Source organism: Lewinella sp. IMCC34183 (genome assembly GCF_003390915.1).
Lineage (GTDB): Bacteria > Bacteroidota > Bacteroidia > Chitinophagales > Saprospiraceae > Neolewinella.
The window spans coordinates 76,787-100,379 of sequence record NZ_QMEM01000010.1; the positions used below are offsets into that span (position 1 = coordinate 76,787).

General features: G+C 64.0%; 14 protein-coding genes. 10 read left to right on the forward strand and 4 right to left on the reverse strand.

Annotated features, from left to right (window positions below; all coding sequences use genetic code 11):
* Nucleotides 1-71 precede the first annotated feature (71 nt).
* The 4 genes from DQG19_RS18230 to DQG19_RS18245 form a co-directional block, all read right to left on the reverse strand.
* Nucleotides 72-1,595 (reverse strand): trypsin-like peptidase domain-containing protein, encoded by a 1,524-nt coding sequence (locus DQG19_RS18230; protein WP_116127736.1) that lies wholly within the window; start codon nucleotides 1,593-1,595, stop codon nucleotides 72-74.
* Nucleotides 1,596-1,713: 118 nt separating this feature from the next.
* A complete protein-coding gene (locus tag DQG19_RS18235) occupies nucleotides 1,714-3,273 on the reverse strand; it encodes a gliding motility-associated C-terminal domain-containing protein (protein WP_116127737.1) in 1,560 nt (519 codons plus the stop codon).
* A 360-nt stretch (nucleotides 3,274-3,633) separates the two neighbouring features.
* Nucleotides 3,634-6,267, reverse strand: coding sequence for an ATP-dependent chaperone ClpB (clpB, locus tag DQG19_RS18240; RefSeq protein ID WP_116127738.1), 2,634 nt, complete (start codon nucleotides 6,265-6,267; stop codon nucleotides 3,634-3,636).
* Between the two features lie 334 nt (nucleotides 6,268-6,601).
* Complete coding sequence (locus DQG19_RS18245) at nucleotides 6,602-7,708, reverse strand: LacI family DNA-binding transcriptional regulator (RefSeq protein WP_116127739.1); 1,107 nt, start codon at nucleotides 7,706-7,708, stop codon at nucleotides 6,602-6,604.
* A 265-nt stretch (nucleotides 7,709-7,973) separates the two neighbouring features.
* Between DQG19_RS18245 and DQG19_RS18250 the strand changes: the two genes are divergently transcribed.
* The 10 genes from DQG19_RS18250 (at nucleotide 7,974) to DQG19_RS18300 (ending at nucleotide 23,593) form a co-directional block, all read left to right on the forward strand.
* Entirely contained in the window at nucleotides 7,974-11,282 is a 3,309-nt protein-coding gene (locus DQG19_RS18250; protein WP_116127740.1) for a SusC/RagA family TonB-linked outer membrane protein, read from the forward strand.
* Complete coding sequence (locus DQG19_RS18255) at nucleotides 11,282-12,889, forward strand: SusD/RagB family nutrient-binding outer membrane lipoprotein (protein WP_116127741.1); 1,608 nt, start codon at nucleotides 11,282-11,284, stop codon at nucleotides 12,887-12,889. Before DQG19_RS18250 ends, DQG19_RS18255 begins: the two co-directional genes overlap by 1 nt.
* Before the next feature lie 93 nt (nucleotides 12,890-12,982).
* Nucleotides 12,983-13,255 carry a hypothetical protein gene (locus tag DQG19_RS18260; RefSeq protein ID WP_116127742.1) on the forward strand — a complete coding sequence of 91 codons (273 nt, stop codon included), beginning with the start codon at nucleotides 12,983-12,985 and terminating at the stop codon, nucleotides 13,253-13,255.
* A 130-nt stretch (nucleotides 13,256-13,385) separates the two neighbouring features.
* Complete coding sequence (locus DQG19_RS18265) at nucleotides 13,386-14,144, forward strand: tetratricopeptide repeat protein (RefSeq protein ID WP_116127743.1); 759 nt, start codon at nucleotides 13,386-13,388, stop codon at nucleotides 14,142-14,144.
* Nucleotides 14,145-14,199: 55 nt separating this feature from the next.
* A complete protein-coding gene (locus DQG19_RS18270; RefSeq protein WP_116127744.1) occupies nucleotides 14,200-16,473 on the forward strand; it encodes a glycoside hydrolase family 20 protein in 2,274 nt (757 codons plus the stop codon).
* Between the two features lie 519 nt (nucleotides 16,474-16,992).
* Complete coding sequence (locus DQG19_RS18275; RefSeq protein ID WP_116127745.1) at nucleotides 16,993-18,225, forward strand: inositol-3-phosphate synthase; 1,233 nt, start codon at nucleotides 16,993-16,995, stop codon at nucleotides 18,223-18,225.
* The gene (locus DQG19_RS18280) at nucleotides 18,225-19,154 is read left to right on the forward strand and encodes a hypothetical protein (RefSeq protein ID WP_116127746.1); all 930 of its coding nucleotides are present in this window, start codon (nucleotides 18,225-18,227) and stop codon (nucleotides 19,152-19,154) included. Before DQG19_RS18275 ends, DQG19_RS18280 begins: the two co-directional genes overlap by 1 nt.
* Nucleotides 19,139-20,233, forward strand: coding sequence for a class I SAM-dependent methyltransferase (locus DQG19_RS18285; protein ID WP_157974592.1), 1,095 nt, complete (start codon nucleotides 19,139-19,141; stop codon nucleotides 20,231-20,233). Before DQG19_RS18280 ends, DQG19_RS18285 begins: the two co-directional genes overlap by 16 nt.
* Nucleotides 20,227-22,128, forward strand: a complete 1,902-nt coding sequence (locus tag DQG19_RS21240) for a Gfo/Idh/MocA family oxidoreductase (RefSeq protein WP_198661801.1) — start codon at nucleotides 20,227-20,229, stop codon at nucleotides 22,126-22,128. Before DQG19_RS18285 ends, DQG19_RS21240 begins: the two co-directional genes overlap by 7 nt.
* Nucleotides 22,121-23,593 (forward strand): YcaO-like family protein, encoded by a 1,473-nt coding sequence (locus DQG19_RS18300; RefSeq protein ID WP_116127748.1) that lies wholly within the window; start codon nucleotides 22,121-22,123, stop codon nucleotides 23,591-23,593. Before DQG19_RS21240 ends, DQG19_RS18300 begins: the two co-directional genes overlap by 8 nt.

The window sequence follows — 23,593 nt, forward strand, 5'->3', positions numbered from 1 at the left end:
AACGAAGCGGGCGGCCCCTTTGTCAACCAGGGACCGCCCGCTCGCGGAAGAATGTCAGTCGTACGCCAGGCTTACTTCACGATTCCGTACTTGACGGTTTCGTTCGGCTTGTCGGGGTAGATGCCCTCCAGGGAGATGGTCTCGCTGCTGTTATCGAGCAGGCGCTTCAGGTCCTGAGCGTTGGAGACGCGGCGGCCATCGACGCGGGTGACGACGTAGCCGGGCTGTACGCGGCTCTGCTGGGAGAGCTCGCCGGAACCAAGCCGGGTCACGGTGGCGCCGCCCTCGATGCCGAGGCTGCGGGCCTGGTCGGCCGAAAGGTCCTGAAAGGTAGCCCCGAGGCTGACGACCTCCGCTCCGGCCTCCTCGGGCCGGACTACGCCGGTAGTGCCTTCGGAGTTCTTGAGGGTGACGTTGAAGTCGCGGTTGTCGCCGTCGCGCTCGACGGTGATGGTCACCTGGTCGCCGGGGCGGTGGCGGCCGAGTTGCTCGAGCAGGACGCTGCTGCGCAGGGTACGGATGCCGTCGACGGCCACGATCACGTCGCCGCTCTCGATACCGGCTTCCTGGGCCGCGCTGCCGTCCATTACTTCGGCTACGTACACGCCGTTATTGCGGTCGAGGTCGTACTCACTGGCGCTGGCGGTGTTCAGCTGCTGGATGCGGGCACCGAGCAAGCCACGCTGTACCACGCCGTACTCGCGCAGGTCTTCGGCTACCTTCTTGACAATCGCCGAGGGTACGGCGAAGCTGTAGCCGGCAAAAACGCCGGTGGGGCTGCTGATGGCGGTGTTGATGCCGATCAGGTCACCGTTCTGGTTGACGAGGGCGCCGCCGCTGTTGCCGGGGTTGACCACGGCGTCGGTTTGAATGAAGGACTCGATGGCCAGATCGCCGCCGCTGCGGCGTACGATGTCGATGCTGCGGCCCTTTGCCGAGACGATGCCCGCGGTAACGGTGCTGGTGAGGCTGAAAGGGTTACCTACGGCCACGACCCACTCGCCGACCTTCACGTCGTCGCTGTTGGCGAAACTTATGGGCGTAAGGTTGGTCTCGTCGATCTTGATGAGGGCGATGTCGGTGGTGGGGTCGGTACCGATCACTTCGGCGGTGTAGGTACGCTCGTCGTTCAGGACGACCTCCAGGGTTTCGGCCCCTTCGACCACGTGGTTGTTGGATACAATGTATCCGTCGGCACTGATGATCACGCCGGAGCCGCTGCCCTGCTGGAGGGGGGCTTCGCCGTCTTCCCCACGGCCACGGCCGGGATTACCGAACAGGTCACGGAAGGCGTCGGGGATGCGGTCGGGGTCGATATTGCCGAAGGGCGACTGGCCACCGCGGCGCTCCATATGCTTACCGGCCTTGATGTGTACCACGGCGGGCAGGGCGCGGTCGGCGGCGATAACGAAGCCGTCGGTCGGCGCCGGTACCACCCGGGTGCCGGGTGCCACGTTAGCGAAGTTGGTCAGGCTGGAAGGGGTATTGGCTACCTCAACATATTTGGTGTTGCCCCAGCCGAGAAAATTGGCGCCACCGAGGGCGATCAGCCCCCCGAGCACCGCCACGAAGACGATTAACAGAAATCTTTTCATTTGATAGTTATTTTGTTCGTTGCACGTAGAAAGGCGTGGGATAATCCACGGTAATAAGACGGTTCAGCGCTACTTACGGTTGCAGGCGCACGCCGTTCTTAACAGCTTTTAACGCCGGTTACCGGACCACCGTAACCCCACCGGAAAACAGCTTGGCGGTTCCGTTGGTAAACTGGATATTGATCAGGTAGACAAATACCCCCAGCTGTACCGTAGTGCCATCCCATTCCGGCCCCTGATAGACGAGGCTTCCCCACCGGTCGTAGATGCGCATGTCCACGGCTTCGACGGTACCGACCGGCGCAAAGGGGCGGAATACATCGTTGGTATTATCTCCGTTCGGACTGAAAGCCGTAGGAAAGAATACGTCAAAGCTGGACAGCTGCAGCAACACCAGGCTGTCGCAGCCCAGCGAAGAAGTGAATACCAGCGGGTAGTCGCCCCCCGCCCGGAACCCGTAGTCCCCGATTTCGAACAGTTCTCCCCTCAGGACGGACGCCGCCACGGTATCGTAAGTTGCCCCCACCACCTCCAGCTCGAGGGTGACGATGCTGTCGCAACCGTTGCGGTTGCTGAAGGTATCCACATATATCCCCGGTTCACGCAACTGCGCCGCGCCGAAGGGGTAGACATCATCCTCGCAGATGGCTACCCGGGCGGGCGTACGGTAAGTGGGGATCACGTAGTCGTAGGTTTCCGTGATCCGGCAGGTGGTACTGTCGATGATCCTGACCTGGTACGCCCCCACTCCGTAATTCCTGCTCAGCTCGGCGGTGACTTCCCCCACCAGGGCCACACCCCCCAGGTACCACTGGTAATCGAAAGCTACGTTGTTCGGGACGGAGAGGGTGAAGTCCGGGTCACAGGGGTGGGTGGTTTCGGAAATCTTCAGGTCGAATAACTCCTGATCCGCCAACAGCAGGTTGTCGAAGAAGTAATAGGTACTGACGGAGCTCGGCACCGGTGCGCAGCCCGGCCCGATCGCGATCGCGTGGATATTTTCCGTAGGGGTGATCTGGATGAAGGTATTTACCCAGGAGCTCCCCCAGCCTCCGGATACCCGGACTTCCCCCAGCTTCTTCCAGTCCGGACTGTTCGTCGGGCAGCCAAACGCCTCGTTGAATTCACCGAACGGCAGGTATTCGCAGCTCGACGTACCGTAGAAGGTGATGTTGATCGGTGGCGATTGTGAGGGGTCGACGAACCCTACGTCAAACTGGAAGCGGTAGGTCGAATTGGCCAGCAGCGGGCTGGTCAGGCAGGCCCCCGCGTACTCCTTCCAGTAGGGTTCGGGTTGCCCTTCGCGGATGACCCGGCCGTCCCGGAAGCCCATGATCCCCTCCCCATCCGGAAACGGTTGGGGCGGCGGAAACTCGTCCCACCCCATCCAGTTGCACTGGTGGAGGAAGTCCGTGGTCGGGGCCGAGGCCTGGATCCAGTTCGATGCGCAGTTCAGCTGGCTCCGGTCGTTCGGGCAGCAGTTCATCTCCTCGAACGAGGGATTGGGGATGAGTGATACGGGTTCGATGATCTCGCAGGCGCAGTCTTCGTCGTTCAGGTCGGTACGCCCGTCGCCGTCGTCGTCGATTGCGTTATCGCATATCTCTACCTGGGCCGCCAGACCCGGCGGCATCAGGAGTGACAGACAGAAGAGTAATATTGCTGCCGGATGCATCATCCTCTGTAAGGTAATGGAACGGGGGCTGGTCTTGCAATAGGCCTTGCGTTAACGGGATGAGGGCCTCCGGCCCGATGTGTTGGGTTGAGGGCCTCCGGTCCGATCATACCCCCCGTTAGCGGCGATCGGACCGGAGGTCCTCATCCCATAAAGAAGGTGAGGGCCTCCAGCCTGATGATGCCACCGGCTCGCGTTGACGGGATGAGGGCCTCCGGCCCGATGTGTTGAACTGAGGGCTTCCGGTCCGATCATACCCCCCGTTAGCGGCGATCGGACCGGAGGTCCTCATCCCACAAAAAAACCCTGCCCCGGTAACACCAGGGCAGGGTCAACTCATTGGTCGGCGGAAAAGGCGCGGCACTAGGCCACCTCGGCGGTTTCCTTCACGCGCTCGTTCTCGCGGGCCTGGCGGAAAACGACCACGTCGCCGAAGACGTCCAGTACGACCTGGCTGCCGGGCTTGATCTCGTTCTGCAGCATCTGCTTGGAGAGCTGGCGGAGGACCCGCTTCTTGATCACGCGCTTCAGGGGCCGGGCACCGAACTCAGGGTTGTAGCCCTCGGCGGCGAGCCAGTCCATGGCCTCGGGGGCGACGGTGAGGGTGATGTCCTGCTCGGCGAGCAGTTGCTTGACCTCGTTGAGTTGCAGCTCCACGATCTGGCGGATGTCGCCGCGACCCAGAGGCCGGAACATGACGATGTCGTCGATGCGGTTCAGGAACTCGGGGCGCAGGGTCTGCTTCAGTACGTTGAAGAGGGTGTCCTTCGTGTCCTCGATGATCGCCTCCTCGTTGCCGTCCTCGATCTGGGAGAACTTCTCCCGGATGATCTCGGAGCCGATGTTAGAGGTCATGATGATCAGCGTATTCTTGAAGTTGGCCACGCGACCTTTGTTATCGGTCAGGCGACCGTCGTCGAGCACCTGCAGCAGGATGTTGAAGACGTCCGGGTGGGCCTTCTCGATCTCGTCGAGCAGCACCACGCTGTAGGGCTTGCGGCGCACGGCCTCGGTGAGCTGTCCGCCCTCGTCGTAGCCGACGTAACCGGGAGGCGCACCCACCAGCCGGCTGACGGCGTGGCGTTCCTGGTACTCGCTCATGTCGATCCGCGTCATCATGTCGGAATCGTTGAAGAGGTAGTCGGCCAGGGCCTTGGCCAGCTCCGTCTTACCCACCCCGGTGGTACCGAGGAAGAGGAAAGAGCCGATCGGACGGTCCTGGTTGCTCAGGCCGGTGCGGTTCAGGCGGATGGAGTCGGCGACGGCCTCGACGGCCTCGTCCTGTCCGATCACCCGCTGGTGCAGTTCCTCCTCCAGGTGGAGCAGCTTCTCGCGCTCGCTCTGGAGCATGCGGGTGACGGGGATGCCGGTCCAGCGGGCGACGATCTCGGCGATGTCCTCGCTATCGACCTCCTCCTTCACGAGCATCTTGGCTTTGGTCTGCATGTCGGCCAGGCGCTCGGTGTACTCGTTCAGTTCGGCCTCGACGGCGGGGATCTGTCCGTAGCGGATCTCGGCTACCTTGGAATACTCGCCGGCGCGCTCGAGGCGCATGGCTTCGTTCTTCAGCTCCTCGATGCGCTGCTTGGCCTGCTGGAGGCCGAGCACCACTTCGCGCTCGCTCTCCCACTGGGCGCGCAGCTCGTTGCGGCGCTCCTCGAGGTTGGCGAGGTCCTGCTTGATGCGGTCGATCTTGGCCTGGTCGTTTTCGCGCTTGACGGCCTCCCGCTCGATCTCGAGCTGGCGGATGCGGCGCTCGAGCTCGTCGAGTTCCTCGGGCATGGAGTTCATTTCCAGGCGCAGGCGGGCGGCAGCTTCGTCGATCAGGTCGATGGCCTTGTCGGGCAGGAAGCGGTCGGTGATGTAGCGCTCGGAGAGCTGCACGGCGGCGACCACGGCCTCGTCGAGGATGTTTATCTTGTGGTGCGTCTCGTAGCGCTCCTTGAGTCCGCGCAGGATGGAGATGGCATCCTCCTCGCTCGGCTCGTCGACCGTCACCTGTTGGAAGCGGCGCTCGAGGGCCTTGTCTGTCTCGAAGTACTTCTGGTACTCGGCCAGGGTGGTGGCACCGATGGCGCGGAGCTCGCCGCGCGCGAGGGCGGGCTTCAGGATGTTGGCGGCGTCCATGGCCCCCTGTCCCTTACCGGCACCCACCAGGGTGTGGATCTCGTCGATGAAGAGGAAGATCGATCCCTCGGCCTGGGTGACCTCGTTGATCACGGCCTTGAGGCGCTCCTCGAACTCGCCCTGGTACTTGGCCCCGGCGATGAGGGCGCCCATGTCCAGGCTGAAGATCTCCTTGTCGCGCAGGTCCTCGGGTACATCGCCGTCAACGATGCGGTGGGCCAGGCCCTCTACGATGGCGGTCTTACCCACGCCGGGCTCGCCGATCAGGATCGGGTTGTTCTTGCTGCGGCGGGCCAGGATGTGCAGCACGCGGCGGATCTCCTCGTCGCGGCCGATCACGGGGTCGAGCTTACCGTTGCGGGCGCGCTCGTTGAGGTTGACGGCGTACTTCTCGAGGGAGTTATAGGCGTTCTCCGCGCTGTTGGACGTGACCCGCTTACCTCCACGAAGTTCTTCGATGGCGAGTTTAAGTTCCTTTTCGCGAATGCCGGCGTCCTTCAGGACCTGGCTGGCCGGGTCCTTGATCTTCAGGGCGGCGAGCAGCAGGTGCTCGATGGAGACGTACTCGTCCTTCATGTCCCGGGCCACGACGTTGGCCTGCTGGGCAAGCTCCACGCCGTTGCGGCTCAGGACCTGCTGGGCACCCGTCACCTTGGGTACGCCGGCTACGATGCTGTCGATGGCGGACTTGATCGCGCTGGTATTTACGCCCAGCTTCTTGAACAGGAAGGGCGTCACGCTCTCGTCCACCTCGAAGATCGCCTTCAGGATGTGCGCCGGGTCGATCGACTGCTGCTGGTTGCCCACCGCGATCTCACTGGCCCGCTGGAGCACCTCCTGGCTTTTGATGGTGAAATTGTTGAAGTTCATAAATTTTATAGGTTGCGGCCACCGTCGTTTTCAGGAGAAAGCTCCGGCCGGCCGGTCGTTATCGAATCAGCGCTCCAGCTGTAGAACCGGACCCGTCGCCGGGCGGGTTCACTGGCGCGCACCCATATAAAGCAAAGCACGGGCCACACGGCGCATCGGAAAATATGTCATGCGTTTTCCGGAATGAACTGACTTTTTTTCATGCGCCGGGGCGCGGGTGCGGTGCGTATACTTTCGGGACCGGCCGCTGGCCCCCGAGTCCGCGTGAGTTCCCCACCCGTTCAGCCTGCGCCCCGCCCTATCCTGCCCCGCACCTGCGGCCTCGCCAACCTCGCTAGCTTCCCGTCATGGCAAGGAGCGGATCCTCGACCAGGAAGTAATTGCCCCGGTTTTCCTGGTAGTTTTCGGGAACGACGATGTCCATCGGGATCAGCACTTTCTTGTGCTTGACGGTACCGTAGATGGAGTACTCCTGGCAGGCCTTCATGCCCAGGTAGCCCATGAGCTTGGGGTTCTGGCTGATGAGGTAGTGAATGCTCTCGTTGCGCAGGTGACCGACGTTCTCGGGCAGCACGTCGTAGCCGATGAGGATGGGTCGCGGCTCGACGCGCTCCAGGGCCCGTGCGATGACGTAGGTGCGCGAGGCGCTCACGTAGATACCTACGAGGCCGGGGTGCTCGGCGAGTACTTGCGCTACGTACCGGTCGACGGCCGCGTCGCTTTCGAAATCGGCGAAGTCGGAGACGATGACCTCGACCGACGGATTGTGCTGCTGGAAAAAGTCGTGAAACCCGTTGCGCTTCTCCACCATGTGGCGGGCATTGACGTAGGCTTTCTCGAGGGGCAACACGAGTACCTTATCGCCCGGAGAACAGTGATAGCTCATCAGTCGCGCGGCCAGTTTGCCACTCTGGTAGGAATCGGGACCGATGTAGGAAAGGTAGTTGGCGTCGATCTGCTCGGGAAAGGTGTTGATCAGCACGTACGGCATGTCGAGCTCGGCCAGCTGTTGCATCAGCTCCGGCCACTCCCGGCCGAAGAGGGGCGCGGTCAGGAGTACTTCGGCCTTCAGGCGTTTCAGCTTCTGCACCCCGCGCAGGAAATCGCGGGGATCGTGGAGGTCGAAGTAGACCGGCTCCAGCACGAACGTCTCGATGGGCCGGTCGTCGATCGCCTTCTGTATGCCCTCGAGGACGAGATCCCAGTAGCCGTCGACGCCGGCGGCGGGTAGCAGGTAGGCCAGCCGCTTCACCTTATTGTTGGAGGCAAGCAGGGAAGCGTAGATATTCTTCTTGTAGCCGAGCTCCTCGGCGATGGAAAGGATGAGTTCCTTGACGTCCGGAGCGATACGCCCGCGGTCGTGCATGGCGCGGTCGACGGTGCCGATGGAAACGTTGGCGCGGCGGGCAATGTCGGAAAGGGTAGGTTTCTTCTTGGGCATGAACTAAACTTACGGGATAAGCCGGCGATCGCCGGCGGCAGGATCGCGCGGGTGGGCACAAATAATTGGGCGGCACATTGTGCGGAAGGTAAATATGAACTATGTTTAATGTAGCATTCCCTCGTCGATCAACGCTTTTGCCTCCGGGCACCCCAAATATAACCGATATAGGTCGCCTTGCGTGTACCTTAACGCGGCTGATCCTGCTCACTTTACACTTGCGTTAACCTTCACGCATCCTTATAATCCATTAATTGCTAGTAGTATGAGACACATTTTGACCCTTTTACTGGTGCTTTGCGCCGCCGGGCTGTGTCGGGCCCAAACCATATACGGCACCGTATCCGACGAGGCGGGCAACCCCCTCATCGGCGCGAACATCCTGGAGATCGGTACCGGCAACGGTACGGTGACCGACGTCGACGGTACGTACACCCTCACCCTAGAGGGCGAGGATCCCCTCCTTCGCTTTTCCTACATCGGCTACGGCTCGCAGGAAGTCGCCGTCAACGGGCAGACGGTCATCGACCTGACCCTGGAGGAAGGCAACAACATCGACGAGGTGGTGGTAACGGCGCTGGGCATCTCCCGCGACCGCAAGGCCCTGGGCTACGCGACCGTCGAACTGGGGACCGAGGACATCACCACGACGCAGGTGACCAACTTCGCCTCGGCCCTCTACGGTAAAGCGCCCGGCGTGTCGATCCGCTCCACCCCCGGCGGGGCCACCAGCGGCATCAACATCAACATCCGCGGCCAGTCGTCCATCACCGGCAACACTCAGCCGCTGATCGTGCTGGACGGCGTACCGATCCGTAACGGGGAGTTCAACAACGCCGACTTCTGGGGCGACCAGCGCATCCGCGGCAACGGCCTGCTGGACATCAACCCCGAGGACATCGCCAACATCTCCGTGCTGAAGGGCGCCTCCGCCGCTGCCCTCTACGGATCCGACGCGGTGAACGGAGTTATCCTTATCACCACCAAAAAGGGCAAGTTCAACCAGGGGCTGGGCGTGGAATTCAACGCGGCCCTCAGTACCGACGTCATTGCCTACCTGCCCCGCTACCAGAACGTACGGGGCCCCGGCTATCCGGTGTCGCTGACCGATGCCGGACAGGGCGCCGACCGCTTCATCGAATACGATACCGACGGCGACGGCAACCCTGACGCCCGCGGCCTGATCAACACCAGCCTGAATTTCGGTCCGGAGTTCGACGGGCAGCCGGTACTGTCCTGGGACGGCGTGACGCGCCCCTATGTCGCCTCCAATAACAGCTACGCCGACCTCTTCCAGAACGCCGTGAGCTCCAACGTCAACCTGGCGGTGTCGAAGGGAACGGAGGACTTCAGCTTCCGCGTATCGCTGACCCGGCAGGACAACCAAATGATCTCCCTGGGCTCCAAGAACGAGCGCAACATCCTGACCTTTACCTCCAACTACAACATCAACAAGCGGCTCACCTCGACGCTGAACGTTCGCTACATCAACCAGTCGACCAAGAACCGCCCCTACAAGGTGGACCGCATGGTCAACAACTTCAGCGGCATGATGGACCGCTTTGAGTCGGCCGACTGGTACTTCGACAACTACAAGACCAGCGACGGCTATTACTTCCGCACCGGCACGCAGGCGAGCAGCACCCCGGACGAAAATATCGTCTACAACGGCTTCAAGAGTGCCATTGCCGACTACGTCTGGAACGTGCTGGAGAGCCAGTCGCGGGAATCCAACAACCGCATCATCGCGAACTTCACCCAGCGGTGGAACATCGTGGACGGCCTGAACCTGCAGGGTCGCCTCTCGACCGACTATACCGCCGAGGAAATCGAAGCGTGGGACCCCACCCGCTTCCCGAGCGCGCTGTACAACAACCCCGGCGGCTCGTTCTCGCTGGCCAACACCACGGAGAACCTGCTGTACGGTGACGTCATCCTCAACTACGACACCGACCTGGCCGAGTGGCTCAGTCTGGGGGCGGTCGCCGGCTACACCGCCCGGAAGTACGACTACGCGCGCACCTACATCGGCACGGTGAACGGTCTGAGCCCCGAGAACAAGTTTGACCTGTCGGCCTCGCGCGACATCCCCCAGGGCAGCGCTTCCCGCGCCACGGAGATCACCGACGGCCTGTTTGGCTCGGTAAACCTCGGCTTCAAGACCTTCTACTTCGTGGAGGGTACGATCCGCCGCGACCGGATTTCTACCATCGCGCCGGGCAACAACTCCTTTACCTACCCCTCGGTAAACACGAGCCTGATCCTCAACGAGGCCTTCGACCTGCCGAGCAGCATCAGCTACGCGAAGGTGCGCGCCTCGTACGGTATCGTAGGCAACTACCCCAACCGCTACGACGCCAACATCAACTACCAGCAGAACACGCTGGGCGTACAGCGGGAGGGCGGCTCGGCCGTGATCTACACCAACCTAGGCTCCGCCTTCGGCAACGAGGTGATCCGCCCCGAGCGCAAGAAGGAGTTTGAGGTGGGCTTCAACGTCAACTTCCTCAATCGCTTCAGCTTCGACGCCACCTACTACGACGGCAAGATCATCGACCAGATCCTGCCCGTGGATGTTCCGACCAGCTCGGGCGCGACTACGGTCCTGACCAACATCGGCGTCCTACGCAACAAGGGCATCGAACTGGGTATCAGTGCCGACCTGATCCGCAGCGAGCGGTTCAACTGGAACTCGACCCTCAACTTCTCGCGCAACATCAACACCGTAGAGCAGCTGGCCAACAACGCCACGGAGCTGGTCCACGCCGACTACGACGGCAACGCCGCGCAGGTACGCTCGGTGGTCGGACGGCCCATGGGCGACATCTACGCCCACCCCGTAGCCACCAATGCGGCCGGCGAGCAAATCGTAGGCGCCAACGGACTCTACCAACTCGACGCGGACAACTGGGAGGTGTACGGCAACGCGCTGCCCGACTTCGAGGGCGGATTCGTGAGCGGCTTGGCCCTGGACAACTTCACCCTCAACTTTGTGGCCGACTTCAGCTACGGCGGGGCCATTATGCCCACCGGCATCTACTGGATGACCAGCCGCGGCCTGACCGAGGAGAGCCTCAACTTCCGCGACGCCGAGAGCGGCGGCCTGCGCTACTACGTTAACGAGGAGGGCAAGGGCGTACAGACTACCGCGGACGCGGGCCCCAACGGGGAACTCGTTTTCAACGACGGCGTACTGCTGGAAGGCGTTCTCTCCACCGGCGAACCCAACACCAACGTGGTGTCCCAGGCGCAGTACTACAACGGCAGCTACAACTGGGGCGGGCCGCAGTATGGCAACTCGCGCTACGACCTGTACGTCAACGAGAACAACTGGGTAAAGGTCCGCGAGCTTGCGCTGGGCTTCAACTTCCCCACATCCTGGATCAGCGGGATCGGCATGCAGAATGCTAACCTCTCGATCTTCGGCCGCAACATCTTCTTCATCTACCGCTCCATCAAGGACCTGGATCCCGAGCAAACCGTGGCCAGCTCCCGCTGGTACCATAACATCAACAACGCCGGCAATAACCCGTCGTTCCGCTCCTTCGGTCTCCAGTTTAAAACCAACTTCTAATGCAAACTTACTACCCCACCCCCCGGAGCTTTGCGTACGTCCTGCTGAGCGCCTACCTGCTGGTGACGCTATCGTGCACCAAGGACGACTTCGCGGATGCCTATCCCAATCCCGCGCGCATCAGCGAAACCACGGTCGATAAGCAATTCACCGGCATACTGGTGGAGGGCCGCGACTACGTGGTCCCCGATTACTGGAACTACTTCGTCGTCCTGACGGGTACCCTCAACCCCTGGACGCAGTCGATCGGCTTCGTCAACAGCCCGGGTCAGTACGTCCCCGGCTCGTCGGGCGTCAACTCCTTCTGGGACAACTACTACGCCGTACTGACCCAGTACCGCGAACTGCAGCGCATCTACAATAACCTGGACGCCGACAGCCAGGCCGACCTGAAGATCTTCCGCATGGCCGCCGACGTGTACATGCACTTCGAGACCCAGCGGGCGGTCGACCTGTTCGGCATGATGCCCTACTTCGAAGCCGGCATGATCAGCACCAACGCCGGTGATTACACGGTCTCCTACGCCCCGTTCAACACGGGCAGCGAGATCTACACCTTCATGCTGGACGACCTGAAGTCGATCGCCGACGACATGCAGTCCGTCGAGCTCTCCGCCAACGCCACCGCTTCCTTCCGCAGCCAGGACCTGATCAACAATGGCGACGTGGAACTCTGGCAGCGGTTCACCAACTCGCTGCGCATGCGGATGCTGATGCGCGTACTGGAGGCCCCGGGTTTTACGGACCGGGCCATGACCGAGCTGGGCGAGATCGTGAACAACCCCGACCGCTACCCCGTCATCGAAAACAACGACCAGAACGCGATGATCAACGTGTTCGATCCCAACTCCGTCATCAGCTCCCGCGGGTTCCAGCAGGGGATTAACTCCGCCGGCTGGGACGGCGACGACGCCAGCCAGATCATGATCGACCTGCTTACGTCCAGCAACGATCCGCGCCTGGAGATCCTTTTCGAGCCCGGCACCGAGGCCGAGGGAGAATTTGTGGGCCTGGACCCCATGCTGGACGGAACGGCCCAGCAGGCCCTGGTCAACGACGGCGAGATCGCCTATTACAACCGCACGACCTTCAGCGAGAACGAGTACTTCCCCGGCGTCCTGTTCAACGCCTCGGAGGTCAGTTTCCTGCGGGCGGAGTACTACGCGCGCACCGACAATGGCGAGGCCGCCGTGGAGGCCTACGAGACGGGCATCCGCCAGTCGATCGACTTCTACCTCTACGTGAATTCGCTGAGCACGGCTACCAACGGCGTGACCGTCACGTCGGTATCGGACGAGGCGTACCAGCAGCTCATCGCCAGCGAACCGGTCGCAATGACGGCCGGGCTCTCCGTGGAGGAGAAAGTAAAGCGGATCGCCCAGCAGAAGTGGCTGCACTTCAACATCGTCCAGCCCTACCAGAACTGGGCCGAAGTACGCCGGCTTGATTACCCCCAGCTCACCTTCTGGAGCGACAACTCTTCGGTGCAACCGCTGCCGCCGTCCCGCTGGGGCATTTCCGGGCGGGAGATCAGCTTCAACTACAACTACGAGGAGGTCAGCAGTATGGATAATCTGTCCACCAAACTCTTCTGGGACGTCGACTAGCCAGTTCCAAGACTTACAGTATTCCTGAGGAGGTGCGCGGTCTTGCTGCGTGCCTCTTTTTTTGTGATAGATGGGTTGTAATTTGACCCGGGTATGCTTCAGCACCCTGCCCTCACCCCCAACCAGTCCCTCAACAAAGCCTACCGGAAGGAGAAATTCGCCCGCGCCGATATCGACCAACTCAAGCACGAACTGCCGCTGCTGCTGAACCGCATCGCCAACGCCGCCGAGAGCGAGGAGAACCACAAGGGGCACTTCATGACCTTCCCGAAGGAGGTGTGGTACCGCGCCGCCGACTGCCTGGTATCGACCAAGGACCGCATCGACGCCGTCATCCACGACGGGCCGAAGGCCAAGGACCCGTAGGCGTGATGATCGAAGCCAAGCGCGCGGCTAATTCCGGGGAAACGTGGCACCCGCGCCCCGCCGCCCGGCCCTCCAAAGCAACCTCATAAGTCGTGCCTTAAAGAGGCATACCCCCCTGCCCCTAGACACCATGAAACCAGAAGAACCAACCAACGAGGATCGCGCCCAAGAATTGCTCTACGACGCCTACGAGGCGGAACCGGAGCACGCCGTCAGTTTGGTAAGGCAAGTCCTGAAATTGGACCCCGACAACGCCGATGCCTACCTGTTGCTGGCCGACCTGGCCTACGCGTCCGACACGACACTAGCGCTCGACTATGCACGGAAGGGCGTGGCTGCGGGAAAACGCCGGATCGGGAAGAAATTCCGTAGCCTCCGGGGCCAATTCTGGGGCTTCCTCGAAACGCGCCCCTATATGCGGGCGAAGCTGGAGTGCGCTACGCTGCTGTACGAGCTCGACCGAATCGACGAGTGTCTTGCCGAGTACGCCGAACTTATCGAACTGAACCCCTTGGATAACCAGGGCAATCGCTATCCCTACGCCTCCGTACTCGTCGAAAGCGGCCGGTGGAAAGAATACGCTGAACTGCAGGAGCGCTACGCGGAGGAGAGCTCGGCAATGTGGCTATTCCCTTACGCACTCTACCGTTTTAAGACAGAAGGTGATACCCCGGTATCCCTCGAAGCCCTGCGGCAAGCCGACTTGGCCAACGCGCACGTGATCCCGCTGCTGCTTAGGGAGGTGGAGCCCGAGGAGGATTTGCTCAAGGATTACTACAGCCCCGGCGACGAGACAGAAGCACTCACCTACCTTCACTGGGGTGTCCACGGCTGGCTGGACGACGCGGCGGCGTTAGAGTGGCTATCCGCTTATCGATTGTCTTCCTGACGGAAGGGCTCCGGGGCAAGCGTTACCTTCCCTGCGTTAACGCACCCGCACCCCCATGCTCCGTAGTTTCTTTGTCTCCTCTGTGTTGCTGCTCGCCGCTTCCCTCTCCGCCCAGCAAGCCGTAACCCTCATCCCCTACCCCACCACCCTCACGCCAGGCCAGGGCACCTTCACCTTCGACGCCACCACCCGCCTCCGCACCGCGTCGGTCGCGCAGCGGCAGGTGGCCGACTTCTTCACCGAGCAGTATGCCCGGGCCACGGGCTGGGACCTCAACGGCCCCGGGCGCGGCGGGAAGACCATCACCGTGAAACAGGATACCAGCCTGGGCGATGAGGCCTATCGGCTGCAGGTCGCGGAAGAGGGGATCACCCTGGACGCCGGCTCCCTCCACGCGCTGGTGTACGGACTGCAAACCCTGCGGCAACTCCTCCCCCCTGAATTCGAGGACAGCACCGCCACATCCGATGTGGACTGGTCGGTGCCGCAACTGACCATCGACGACGAACCCCGCTTCGCATGGCGGGGACTGATGCTCGACGTATCCCGCCACTTCTTCCCGGTAGAATACATCAAGGAAACCATCGACCGCATGGCCTTCCTGAAGCTCAATACGCTGCACTGGCACCTCGTCGACGATCAGGGCTGGCGCATTGAGATCAAGCAGTACCCCCGGCTCACGGAGGTGGGAGCCTGGCGCGTCGACCAGGAGGACGTGGCCTGGAACGCCCGCGCCACCAACGACCCGGAAGAGGAGGCCACCTACGGCGGCTACTATACCCAGGCGGATATCGCCGACGTGGTCGACTACGCCTGGCGGCGGGGCATCACGGTAGTGCCCGAGATCGAGATGCCCGCCCACGTGATGAGTGCCATCGCTGCCTATCCCTGGCTCTCCTGCTTCGAGGACACTATTGCCGTGCCCTCCGGCGGGGTGTGGCCCATTACCCAGATCTACTGCGCGGGCAAGGAGTCGACCTTCACCTTCCTGGAGGACGTACTCACCGAGGTGATGGCCCTCTTCCCCTCCAGGTACATCCACGTGGGTGGCGACGAAGCCACCAAAACCAACTGGGAGCTCTGCCCCCACTGCCAGCGGCGCATCGAAGCCGAGGGACTGGCCGGTACCGCCGAGCTGCAGAGCTACTTTATCCGGCGGATGGAACGCTTCCTGAGCGACCACGGCCGCACGCTGCTGGGCTGGGATGAAATTCTGGAGGGCGGCCTCGCCCCCGGTGCCACGGTGATGAGCTGGCGCGGTATGCAGGGCGGCTGGGAAGCCTCCAAAGCGGGGCACGACGTGGTCATGACACCCACCAGCCACGCCTATTTCGACTACTACCAGGGTAATCCCGACTACGAGCCCACGGCCTTCGGGGCCTTCACCTACCTCGAAACCGTGTACGGCTTCGAGCCGACGCTGGACTCCATGTCACAGGCGCAGCGCGACCACGTACTCGGTGGACAGGCCAACCTCTGGTCGGAGTACGTCCCTACGCCCGAGCACTCTGAGTACATGCTCTATCCCCGCCTCTGGGCGACGGCCGAAGTGCTGTGGTCACCGCAAGCGGCGCGCGACTGGGATGACTTCTCCGCCCGTACCCGGCGTATGATGGGCCGCTTCGACCGCATGGGCGTCAACTACGCCGGCAGCGCCTACCAGGTCCGGCTCGACGCCACATCCGACCTCGCCGCGCCGAGCGTCACGCTGGAGCTGAACAGCGAGTTTCCGGACACCCGCATCCACTATACCCTCGATGGCTCACCGGTGACGGCCGACTCACCGCGCTATACCGATCCGCTGGTCCTGCGGGAAACCACCCCGGTGCAGGCCGCCGTCTTCGAAGCCGGTGAGCGGATGACCCCGCCGAGCGAGGCAACCTTCACCTTCCACGCGGCGGCGAACGCGCAACCGGCCTATACTCCCGGCTACCACGAGGCCTATTCCGGCCAGGGAGACGGCACCCTCGTCAACCTGCTGCGCGGCAGCAAGAACTTCCACGACGGGCAGTGGCTTGGCTGGCTGAATACCGATGTTGATATGGTACTGGACCTCCGCGCAAGCCGGAAGATCGAGTCGGTCGAGGTCGGCTTCCTCGAAAGCCAGGGGGCCGGCATCTACTACCCCACCGATCTGACCGTAGCGGTCTCCAACGACGGGAAGACGTTCCGCGAGGTCGGCACCTTCCACCGCGCCCCGGCGGACAATCCGGACGCGACCATCGCGGACTTCGGAGTCACCTTCCCCGCTCAGGATGCCCGCTACCTCCGCGTGAGGGTGAAGCACGGGAGGTCGTGGCTGTTTGTGGACGAGGTCACCGTGCGGTAAGACGCAGAACAGTACAATGCTGCCTCCGGCAGCGGGAGTACGGTGCGGTCTCCGACCGCGCAGGGTAGGGTTTAACCGCGGAAACGCAGAGGTCTTCGCAAATTGGCAAGTGTGAGGTCCATACATAGGAGACCACGAAGGCAGCCCAACGGCCCGTACTAATCTGTGGTACTTACCGGGCAACACGAGCTGAGCCGACAGGTGGTCCGCGAGCCGAATCCACCAGAATCCATGGTCAAATAATCCCCGGGTGACCATAGACGACGCAAAAATACACCGGCGGTACCCTCCACACGTATGTGGCCCAATATCCGGCCACGGCAGACCGACCGCTCACTTCGTTTAGAGAGATAAGCCCGAAACCACGCGTGTTAGCTGTTTTCCCACGCACACCGCACCAGCGGCCGCGCACTGACTGGGTCACGAGAAAATCGTGAACCATTTTCCCGAAAGGCAATTAGGTGTCCGGCTCCCAACCCACGGGGGCCGAAACCTACTTACCTCGATCAACACCCAGCCATGTCTAATAACCCACCCGCCCACTCCACCGCGCCCCTGGGCATCGCCATTATCGGTCTCGGCGGCGCCGTAGCGACCACCGCCGTCGCCGGATCCCTGCTGCTGCGCAAGGGCCTGCAGCGCCCCGTCGGCCTGCCGCTCGCCGAATTCGACCACCTCGACCTGGTCGACTACGCCAACCTCCGCTTTACCGGCTGGGACCTCTACCAGGACGACCTCTACCAGGCCGCCGCCCATCACAAGGTGCTCGACCGCGAGCAGCTCGAGGCCGTACGGGAGGAGCTCTCCGCCATGTACCCCCTGCCCGCCATCCGCAAGGAATCCTACTGCGAGGGCGTGGTGAACGGCGCCGACAGCACCGAGAGCCACCGCGAGCTCATCGCCACCATCCAGCAGCAGATCGCCGACTTCGGCCGGGAGATCAGCGGCAACGTGGTGGTCATCAACCTGGCCAGCACCGAGTCGGCCCTGGACCTCACGGAAGAGAAGTACCAGAGCATCGCAGCCTTCGAGGAGGCGCTCGACGGCGGCCACGCCTGCATCAGTCCGGCCATGCTCTACGCCTACGCCTGCATTACCTCCGGCACCCCCTACGGCAACTTCACGCCCAGCGTGGCCGCCGACGTACCCGCCCTGCGGATGCTGGCCGCCGAGCGCAACGTACCCATCGCCGGCAAGGACGGCAAGACCGGCCAGACCTTCCTCAAGACCGTCGTGGCCCCCGCCCTGCGCGCCCGCGCCCTGGAGGTCGACGGCTGGTTCAGCACCAACATCCTGGGGAACCGCGACGGCGAGGCCCTGCGCAAGCCCAAGAGCCTGCTCAATAAGATCAACACCAAGGGCGACGTGCTCACGAGCTGCCTCGGCTACGAGGTCGAGAACCACGTCGTGAAGATCAACTACTACAAGCCCCGCGGCGACAATAAGGAGGCCTGGGACAACATCGACGTCACGGGCTTCCTCGGGCACCCGATGCAGATCAAGGTCAACTTCCTCTGCAAGGACAGTATCCTGGCCGCCCCGCTGGCCCTGGAGATCGCCCGCTGCCTCGACCTGGCGCGGCGCAAGGGACGCGGTGGCGTGGCCGAGTCGCTCGGTGTCTTCTTCAAGGCCCCGATGACGCCCGACGGCGGCGCGCCCAACCACAACTTCACCGAGCAGCAGATCGAACTGCTGCGCTGGCTGGAGGAGCTCAACGTACTGGAGCCCGTACAGGAAACGGCGGCGGTATAGTGAAGGCCTCCGCCCATCTGTTTGCCGAGCTGCAGGACCTCAAGCGCCTGCGGCCCGCCGGGGTGCGCCACTCGCTGGCCGACGAGCTGTTCGTCGGGGCCTGGCGGGCGGTGTTGAACGGCGCCGACTGGAACGAGGCGGCCGACCGCACCGCCGCCCGCGCCCTGCTGTACGTGCTTTTTCCCGGCGTGGACGCCGCCTTCTTCCGCGCCGCCCGGCTGGATGCGGCGGCCATCCGCGAGGTCTGCACCAATGCCTTCGACCGCACGGTGGGCGACCGCCTCGATGCCGCTACGGTGGCGCGGCTCCGTGGTCCGCTGGAGCGTACGTTACGGGAACTGGCGGGGACGCAGGTGCAAGGTTTTCCGGAAACGGAGGAACTGCCGGCCTGTCTCACGCGGCTCCGCGAGCAACCCCGGGCCGGTGCCACCCACCCGGAGCACCCCCGGCTGGTGCTGCTGCCGGCCGAGAGCCACGCCGATCACTGCCTGCTGACCGGGGTATACGCTGCCCTGACCGCGGGGCGCTACGGAGCCGATCCCGGGGCGGCCTTCGTCTGCGGACTGGCCCACCACCTCCACAATGCCTACCTGCCCGACTGCGGCTGGGCCGGCGAGCTGGCGCTGGAGCCCTACCTGCAGCAGGTGATCGACAACTGCCGGGCCACGGCGCTGGAGGAGTTTACCCCCGCCCTGCGCGAGCGGCTGACCGACGTGCTGCGCCACCACGAGTCGCTCGCCACGCCGGAGGGCTACGCCATCAGCGCCGGCGACGTCATCGACCGGGTGCTCGACGTGAAATGGCGCGTGCGGGCGGCGGCCGTCACCGAGCGGCAGGTGCTGGGCGACCTGGACCTGGTGCACCCCGGCCCCCTCAAGGATTTTCAAACCGAGTTGCTCAACGAAACCGAACTGTGGAGTACCCTTTGATCAGTCCGCGCACCGGCGAGGTGCTCCGCCCGGAGGGCGATCATTTCCTCACCGACGGTACCGACCGCTGGCCGGTGGTGGACGGTATTCCCTACCTGCGGGACAAGGAAGCCGTACGCGCCGCGGCCGCAGCCGCCCTGGACGCGGGGGACATGGCCGCCGCCCGCCGCCAGCTGCTGGCCGACCAGGACCGCTTCAGTCCCACCCCGCCGCCGGGGGCGGACGCCATCGACCGGGCGGTCGACCGGCCGGAGCTCAGCCTGCGGGAGGCCATGCAACTGCTGAACTACGGAGCGGTCGGCGATTACTTCGCCTACCGCTGGTGCTCGCCAACCTTCACCGGGGGGCTGCACATGCTCGAGCGCACGCCCCACCACCTGCCGGTGATCGAGGTCGCCTGCGGCATCGGACACTTCCTGCACGCGCTGGAGGCGGCCGGCCGGCGCACCGTGGGCGTCGATATCGTCTGGTCGAAGCTGTGGCTGGCACGCCGCTACCTCGGGGTACGGGGGCCGCTGATCTGTGGCGACATCGAGCGGGGACCGGTACTCGCCACCCGCAAGCCGCACACCGTCTTCTGCCACGATGCCCTCTACTTTTTCGAGCACAAGGGACCGGCGCTGGCGCACATGCGTAAGCTGAGCGGCGGCGGCAGCGTAGCGGTGGGGCACGTACACACGCGCAGCAGCGGCCACGCGGCCGGCTTTGCCGGGGAGCGGGCCGACTACACCAAGCTGACGGGAGCCTTCGTACGCGACGATGCCGACTACCGCCTGGGCTGGTACGACCGGGAATCCGACACCGGGCACCCCGCCCCCATCGCCGTCGGCTGGATCGAGAACGAGACCGACCACCGGCCCATCGACTGGACGCGCGACGGCACCAGCCTCCAATCCAACCCCCTGCTGACCGAAAATGGCGTTTCCTGGCCCAGCGACGGCTGGCGAAAGGAGTACACCGAAGACGGAGCCGGACTCGGGGAATACACCCTGGAGAAGCTGGCTGCCACCCCGGCACCCGCCAGTTCCCGGGAAGCCTTCCGCAGCCGTCACCTCCTCAACCTCCCCGCCCGATGGTAGTGGCTCAGGTACGGTTCGGGATCGTCGGGCTGGGCTGGGTGGCCCGCGACTACATGCTGCCGGCGCTCGCCGCGGCGGGCGACCGGGTACGGCTGACGGCGGTGGTGAGCCTGCGCCCGGCCGACTTCGAAGGATTGCCCGATCATGTGTGGTGTTTCGAGGAACTCGACGACCTGTTGGCCGCCGACCGGGTCGACGCCGTCTACATCGCCACGCCCAATCACCTCCACCGGGCGCAGACCATTGCCTGCCTAGACCGCGGCATTCACGTGCTCTGCGAAAAACCCCTGGCGCTGACGGCCGAAGACGCCACCGCGATGGCCGAAGCGGCCCGGCGCAGCGGGCGCCTGCTGGTGACCGCCTACGACCAGCGCCATCACCCCGCCCACCGGGCACTGCGGGCGGCCATCCGGGAAGGGCGGATCGGAACGCCCACCCAGGCGCGGATCGACTACGCCTGCTGGCTGCCGAAGGAGTGGAGCGGCGACAACTGGCGCATCGACTACGGCCGCGCGGGCGGCGGCGCGGTGATCGATCTGGCGCCCCACGGCCTCGACCTGCTGGAGTGGCTGCTGGACGACGCCATCACCGACGTACACTGCTTCCTACAGCGGGCGGTGCAGGACTACGCGGTCGACGACGGCGGCGTGCTCAGCGTCCGCTTCCGCGGCGGCGCGCTGGCGACCCTCACCGTAGCGTACAACCGCCCGGAGACCCTGCCCCGCCGCCGCCTGGAAGTCATGGGGACTGGCGGCACCCTCCTCGCCGAAAACACCATGGGACAGGACCCCGGCGGCACCCTAACCTTCACCGACGCCAGGGATGGTAGCTCACGCGATCTCCCCTTCGCCCGTGAAGAAGGGCCCTTCGCCCACCAGCTCCTCCACTTCCTCGATCGCCTCCTACTTCCACCGGATCACACCGACCTGGATACCACTCACCGCCAGGTCCAGCTCCTCCAGCGAGCCCTGACGGCGAGCGAAGCGAAGCCACCCAGCAACCAGCAACCAGCACCCACCAACCAGCAACCAGCAACTAAAAACCTCATGCCCCTAACCCACTACGCCTGTACCCACTGCGGCGGCTGGATCCTCTGGTTCGACAGCCGGGAGCCCGTCTACTGCCCCAACTGCATGGACGTGCGCAACGCCCTGCCCGACGAGGACTTCACCTACCTCCCGGTCGCGGAGGCGGAGGGCCGGTACCGTACCGAATGGCGGGAGACGTTGCCGGGCCTGTGGGAGTTCTGGACCGTCCCCCAGCTGGGCCTGGGCAGCCACGGCTGGCTCATCATCCGCGAAGCGGGCAACGTAGCCTTCGAGGCGGCGCCGTACTACGACGCGGCCGGCAAACGGAAAATTGAGGAACTGGGCGGCATCCGTACGCTGGCGGCCAGTCACCCCCACGGCTACGGAGCCCTGTGGCAGCTGCAGGAACAGCACGCGCCGGAGGAGCTTATCATCCACCGCGACGACCTGGTACACACCAAGGCCTTCCGCGTCAACCGGCCCATCGACGACCACCACGCCCTCGGCCCTGACCTGGAATTCCAGCGGCTGGGCGGCCACTACGAGGGGCAGACCGCGCTCTACGACGGACAGTACCGACTGCTGTTCCTGGGCGATGCCCTCAAGATCGACTTTGCCGAAGACGGCGAAACGCCGGTGGCCCTCAGCTGCCACAAGGGATACCACTACAGCATCCCCCTGACGCGGGAGGAGCTGCTCCACTACCGGGAGGTCTTCGGGCGGTACGACTTCGACCACGTCTGTACCCCCTTCGAATTCGGGCGGGGCGTCGGGCGGGAGGCGGCCATCGCGCTGGTCGATTACCTACTCGCTACCGGCATCCACACCCGACCCGTATCCCTGCAAACCCTGCTCGATCATGCCTAATACCTACGATTACGCTACCCCCACGGAGATGTACCGCAGCAGCCTGCCTGCCGGCGAATTGCAGGAATTCCGGATCGACCCGGTCGACTACCTTGGCATTCCCATCATCAACGTAGACTTCCACGGGGCCGACGGCATCAATGCCAACGGCATCGGCTACGGCCGCAGCCTGCCCGCCGCCCGCCTGGGGGGCTACGGCGAGCTCTGCGAGGAGTACCATACCCTGGCCGGATTTGAGCAGTTGCTTATGCGCGAGGGCAGCTACCGCGAACTGGTCGCCGCACTGGGCGAAGACCGCGTCGTGGACCCGCTGACGCTGGTGCTCTCGGCCGGCAGCCCTTACCACGCCGACTATCCGCTGCGGTGGTCGCCGGTCGAGCGGCTGACGGACGGGGAGACCTGCTGGGTGCCCGCGGAATTCGTGGCCTGTACCAACGGACAGGTCGATTACCCCAACCGCCTCATCACGGCGATCCGCAACGGCAGCGGGGCCGGCGATACCGAGGTGCGGGCCCTGCTGCACGGGACGCTGGAGCTGCTGCAGCGTGACGGCAACGCCGACTGCTTCCGCGCGCTGGACCGCGGCCTGGTGATCGACCCGGCGACCCTGCCGGAGGACTGCCGCGCCCTCATAAGGGAACTCGCCGACCGGGGCCTGCACGTCACCTGCAAGCTGGCCCGCGTGACCTGCGGCTGCGTCAGCGTGTACGCCGTGGGGGACGACCGCACGGACGACGGCTTCCCCCTCGGCGTGACCGCTACCGGCGAGGGCGCGGACACCGACTACCGCGTCGCCCTGCTAAAGGCCATCACGGAATGCGCCAGCAGCCACACCCGCAAGCGCTTCGACAACGTACCCTGGCCGAAGAAAGAAGCGACCATACCGCCGGGCTTCCGCGAGCGGCAGCTCGGTATGCTCGACCTGGACACCGAAGAGCCCCGGGCACTCCGGGCCATGGTCGATTGGCTGAACGAGGGCCGCGCGGCCCTGCGCGACAAACTTGACGACAACGTATTCCTGCACCGGGAGACCATTGACTGCCGCGACCTGCCCGCCCACTCCTTTGCCGACCAGTCCGCCCAATGGGCCTACGTGATGGACCAGCTGGCGCAGGAAGGACTGACGCCCTACGTATTTCGCTCTCCGACCACTGGCGGCCGCTGCCACGTCACCAAGGTCATCGTACCGGGCATCGAGCAAGAACTGGGCAGCTACCACCGCCTGGGTGAGCGGGGCGTACGCCGGCTGCTGGAGCGCGACGACATTACCCTTATCGCCCGCGAAGACGGCCCGGGCCGTAAACAAGTACGGCTGACAGCAGCGGCCGAGAAACGGCTCGGCGGCCCGGTCTGGCTGGAAACCGACCGCCTCGACGCCCGCATCGAGCCCGTCTACGCCCTTTACCGCGAGCCCAGCGCCCACGCCGCCCGCTACGCCATCGACAGCGGCTACTTCGATTCCTGA

Coding starts and splice junctions, on each gene's coding strand:
- DQG19_RS18265 (WP_116127743.1), top strand. CDS start 13,386: ATGAAACCAGAAGAACCAACCAACGAGGATCGCGCCCAAGAATTGCTC.
- DQG19_RS18300 (WP_116127748.1), top strand. CDS start 22,121: ATGCCTAATACCTACGATTACGCTACCCCCACGGAGATGTACCGCAGC.
- DQG19_RS18230 (WP_116127736.1), bottom strand. CDS start 1,595: ATGAAAAGATTTCTGTTAATCGTCTTCGTGGCGGTGCTCGGGGGGCTG.
- DQG19_RS18250 (WP_116127740.1), top strand. CDS start 7,974: ATGAGACACATTTTGACCCTTTTACTGGTGCTTTGCGCCGCCGGGCTG.
- DQG19_RS18275 (WP_116127745.1), top strand. CDS start 16,993: ATGTCTAATAACCCACCCGCCCACTCCACCGCGCCCCTGGGCATCGCC.
- DQG19_RS18260 (WP_116127742.1), top strand. CDS start 12,983: ATGCTTCAGCACCCTGCCCTCACCCCCAACCAGTCCCTCAACAAAGCC.
- DQG19_RS18235 (WP_116127737.1), bottom strand. CDS start 3,273: ATGATGCATCCGGCAGCAATATTACTCTTCTGTCTGTCACTCCTGATG.
- DQG19_RS18245 (WP_116127739.1), bottom strand. CDS start 7,708: ATGCCCAAGAAGAAACCTACCCTTTCCGACATTGCCCGCCGCGCCAAC.
- clpB (WP_116127738.1), bottom strand. CDS start 6,267: ATGAACTTCAACAATTTCACCATCAAAAGCCAGGAGGTGCTCCAGCGG.
- DQG19_RS18270 (WP_116127744.1), top strand. CDS start 14,200: ATGCTCCGTAGTTTCTTTGTCTCCTCTGTGTTGCTGCTCGCCGCTTCC.
- DQG19_RS21240 (WP_198661801.1), top strand. CDS start 20,227: ATGGTAGTGGCTCAGGTACGGTTCGGGATCGTCGGGCTGGGCTGGGTG.
- DQG19_RS18255 (WP_116127741.1), top strand. CDS start 11,282: ATGCAAACTTACTACCCCACCCCCCGGAGCTTTGCGTACGTCCTGCTG.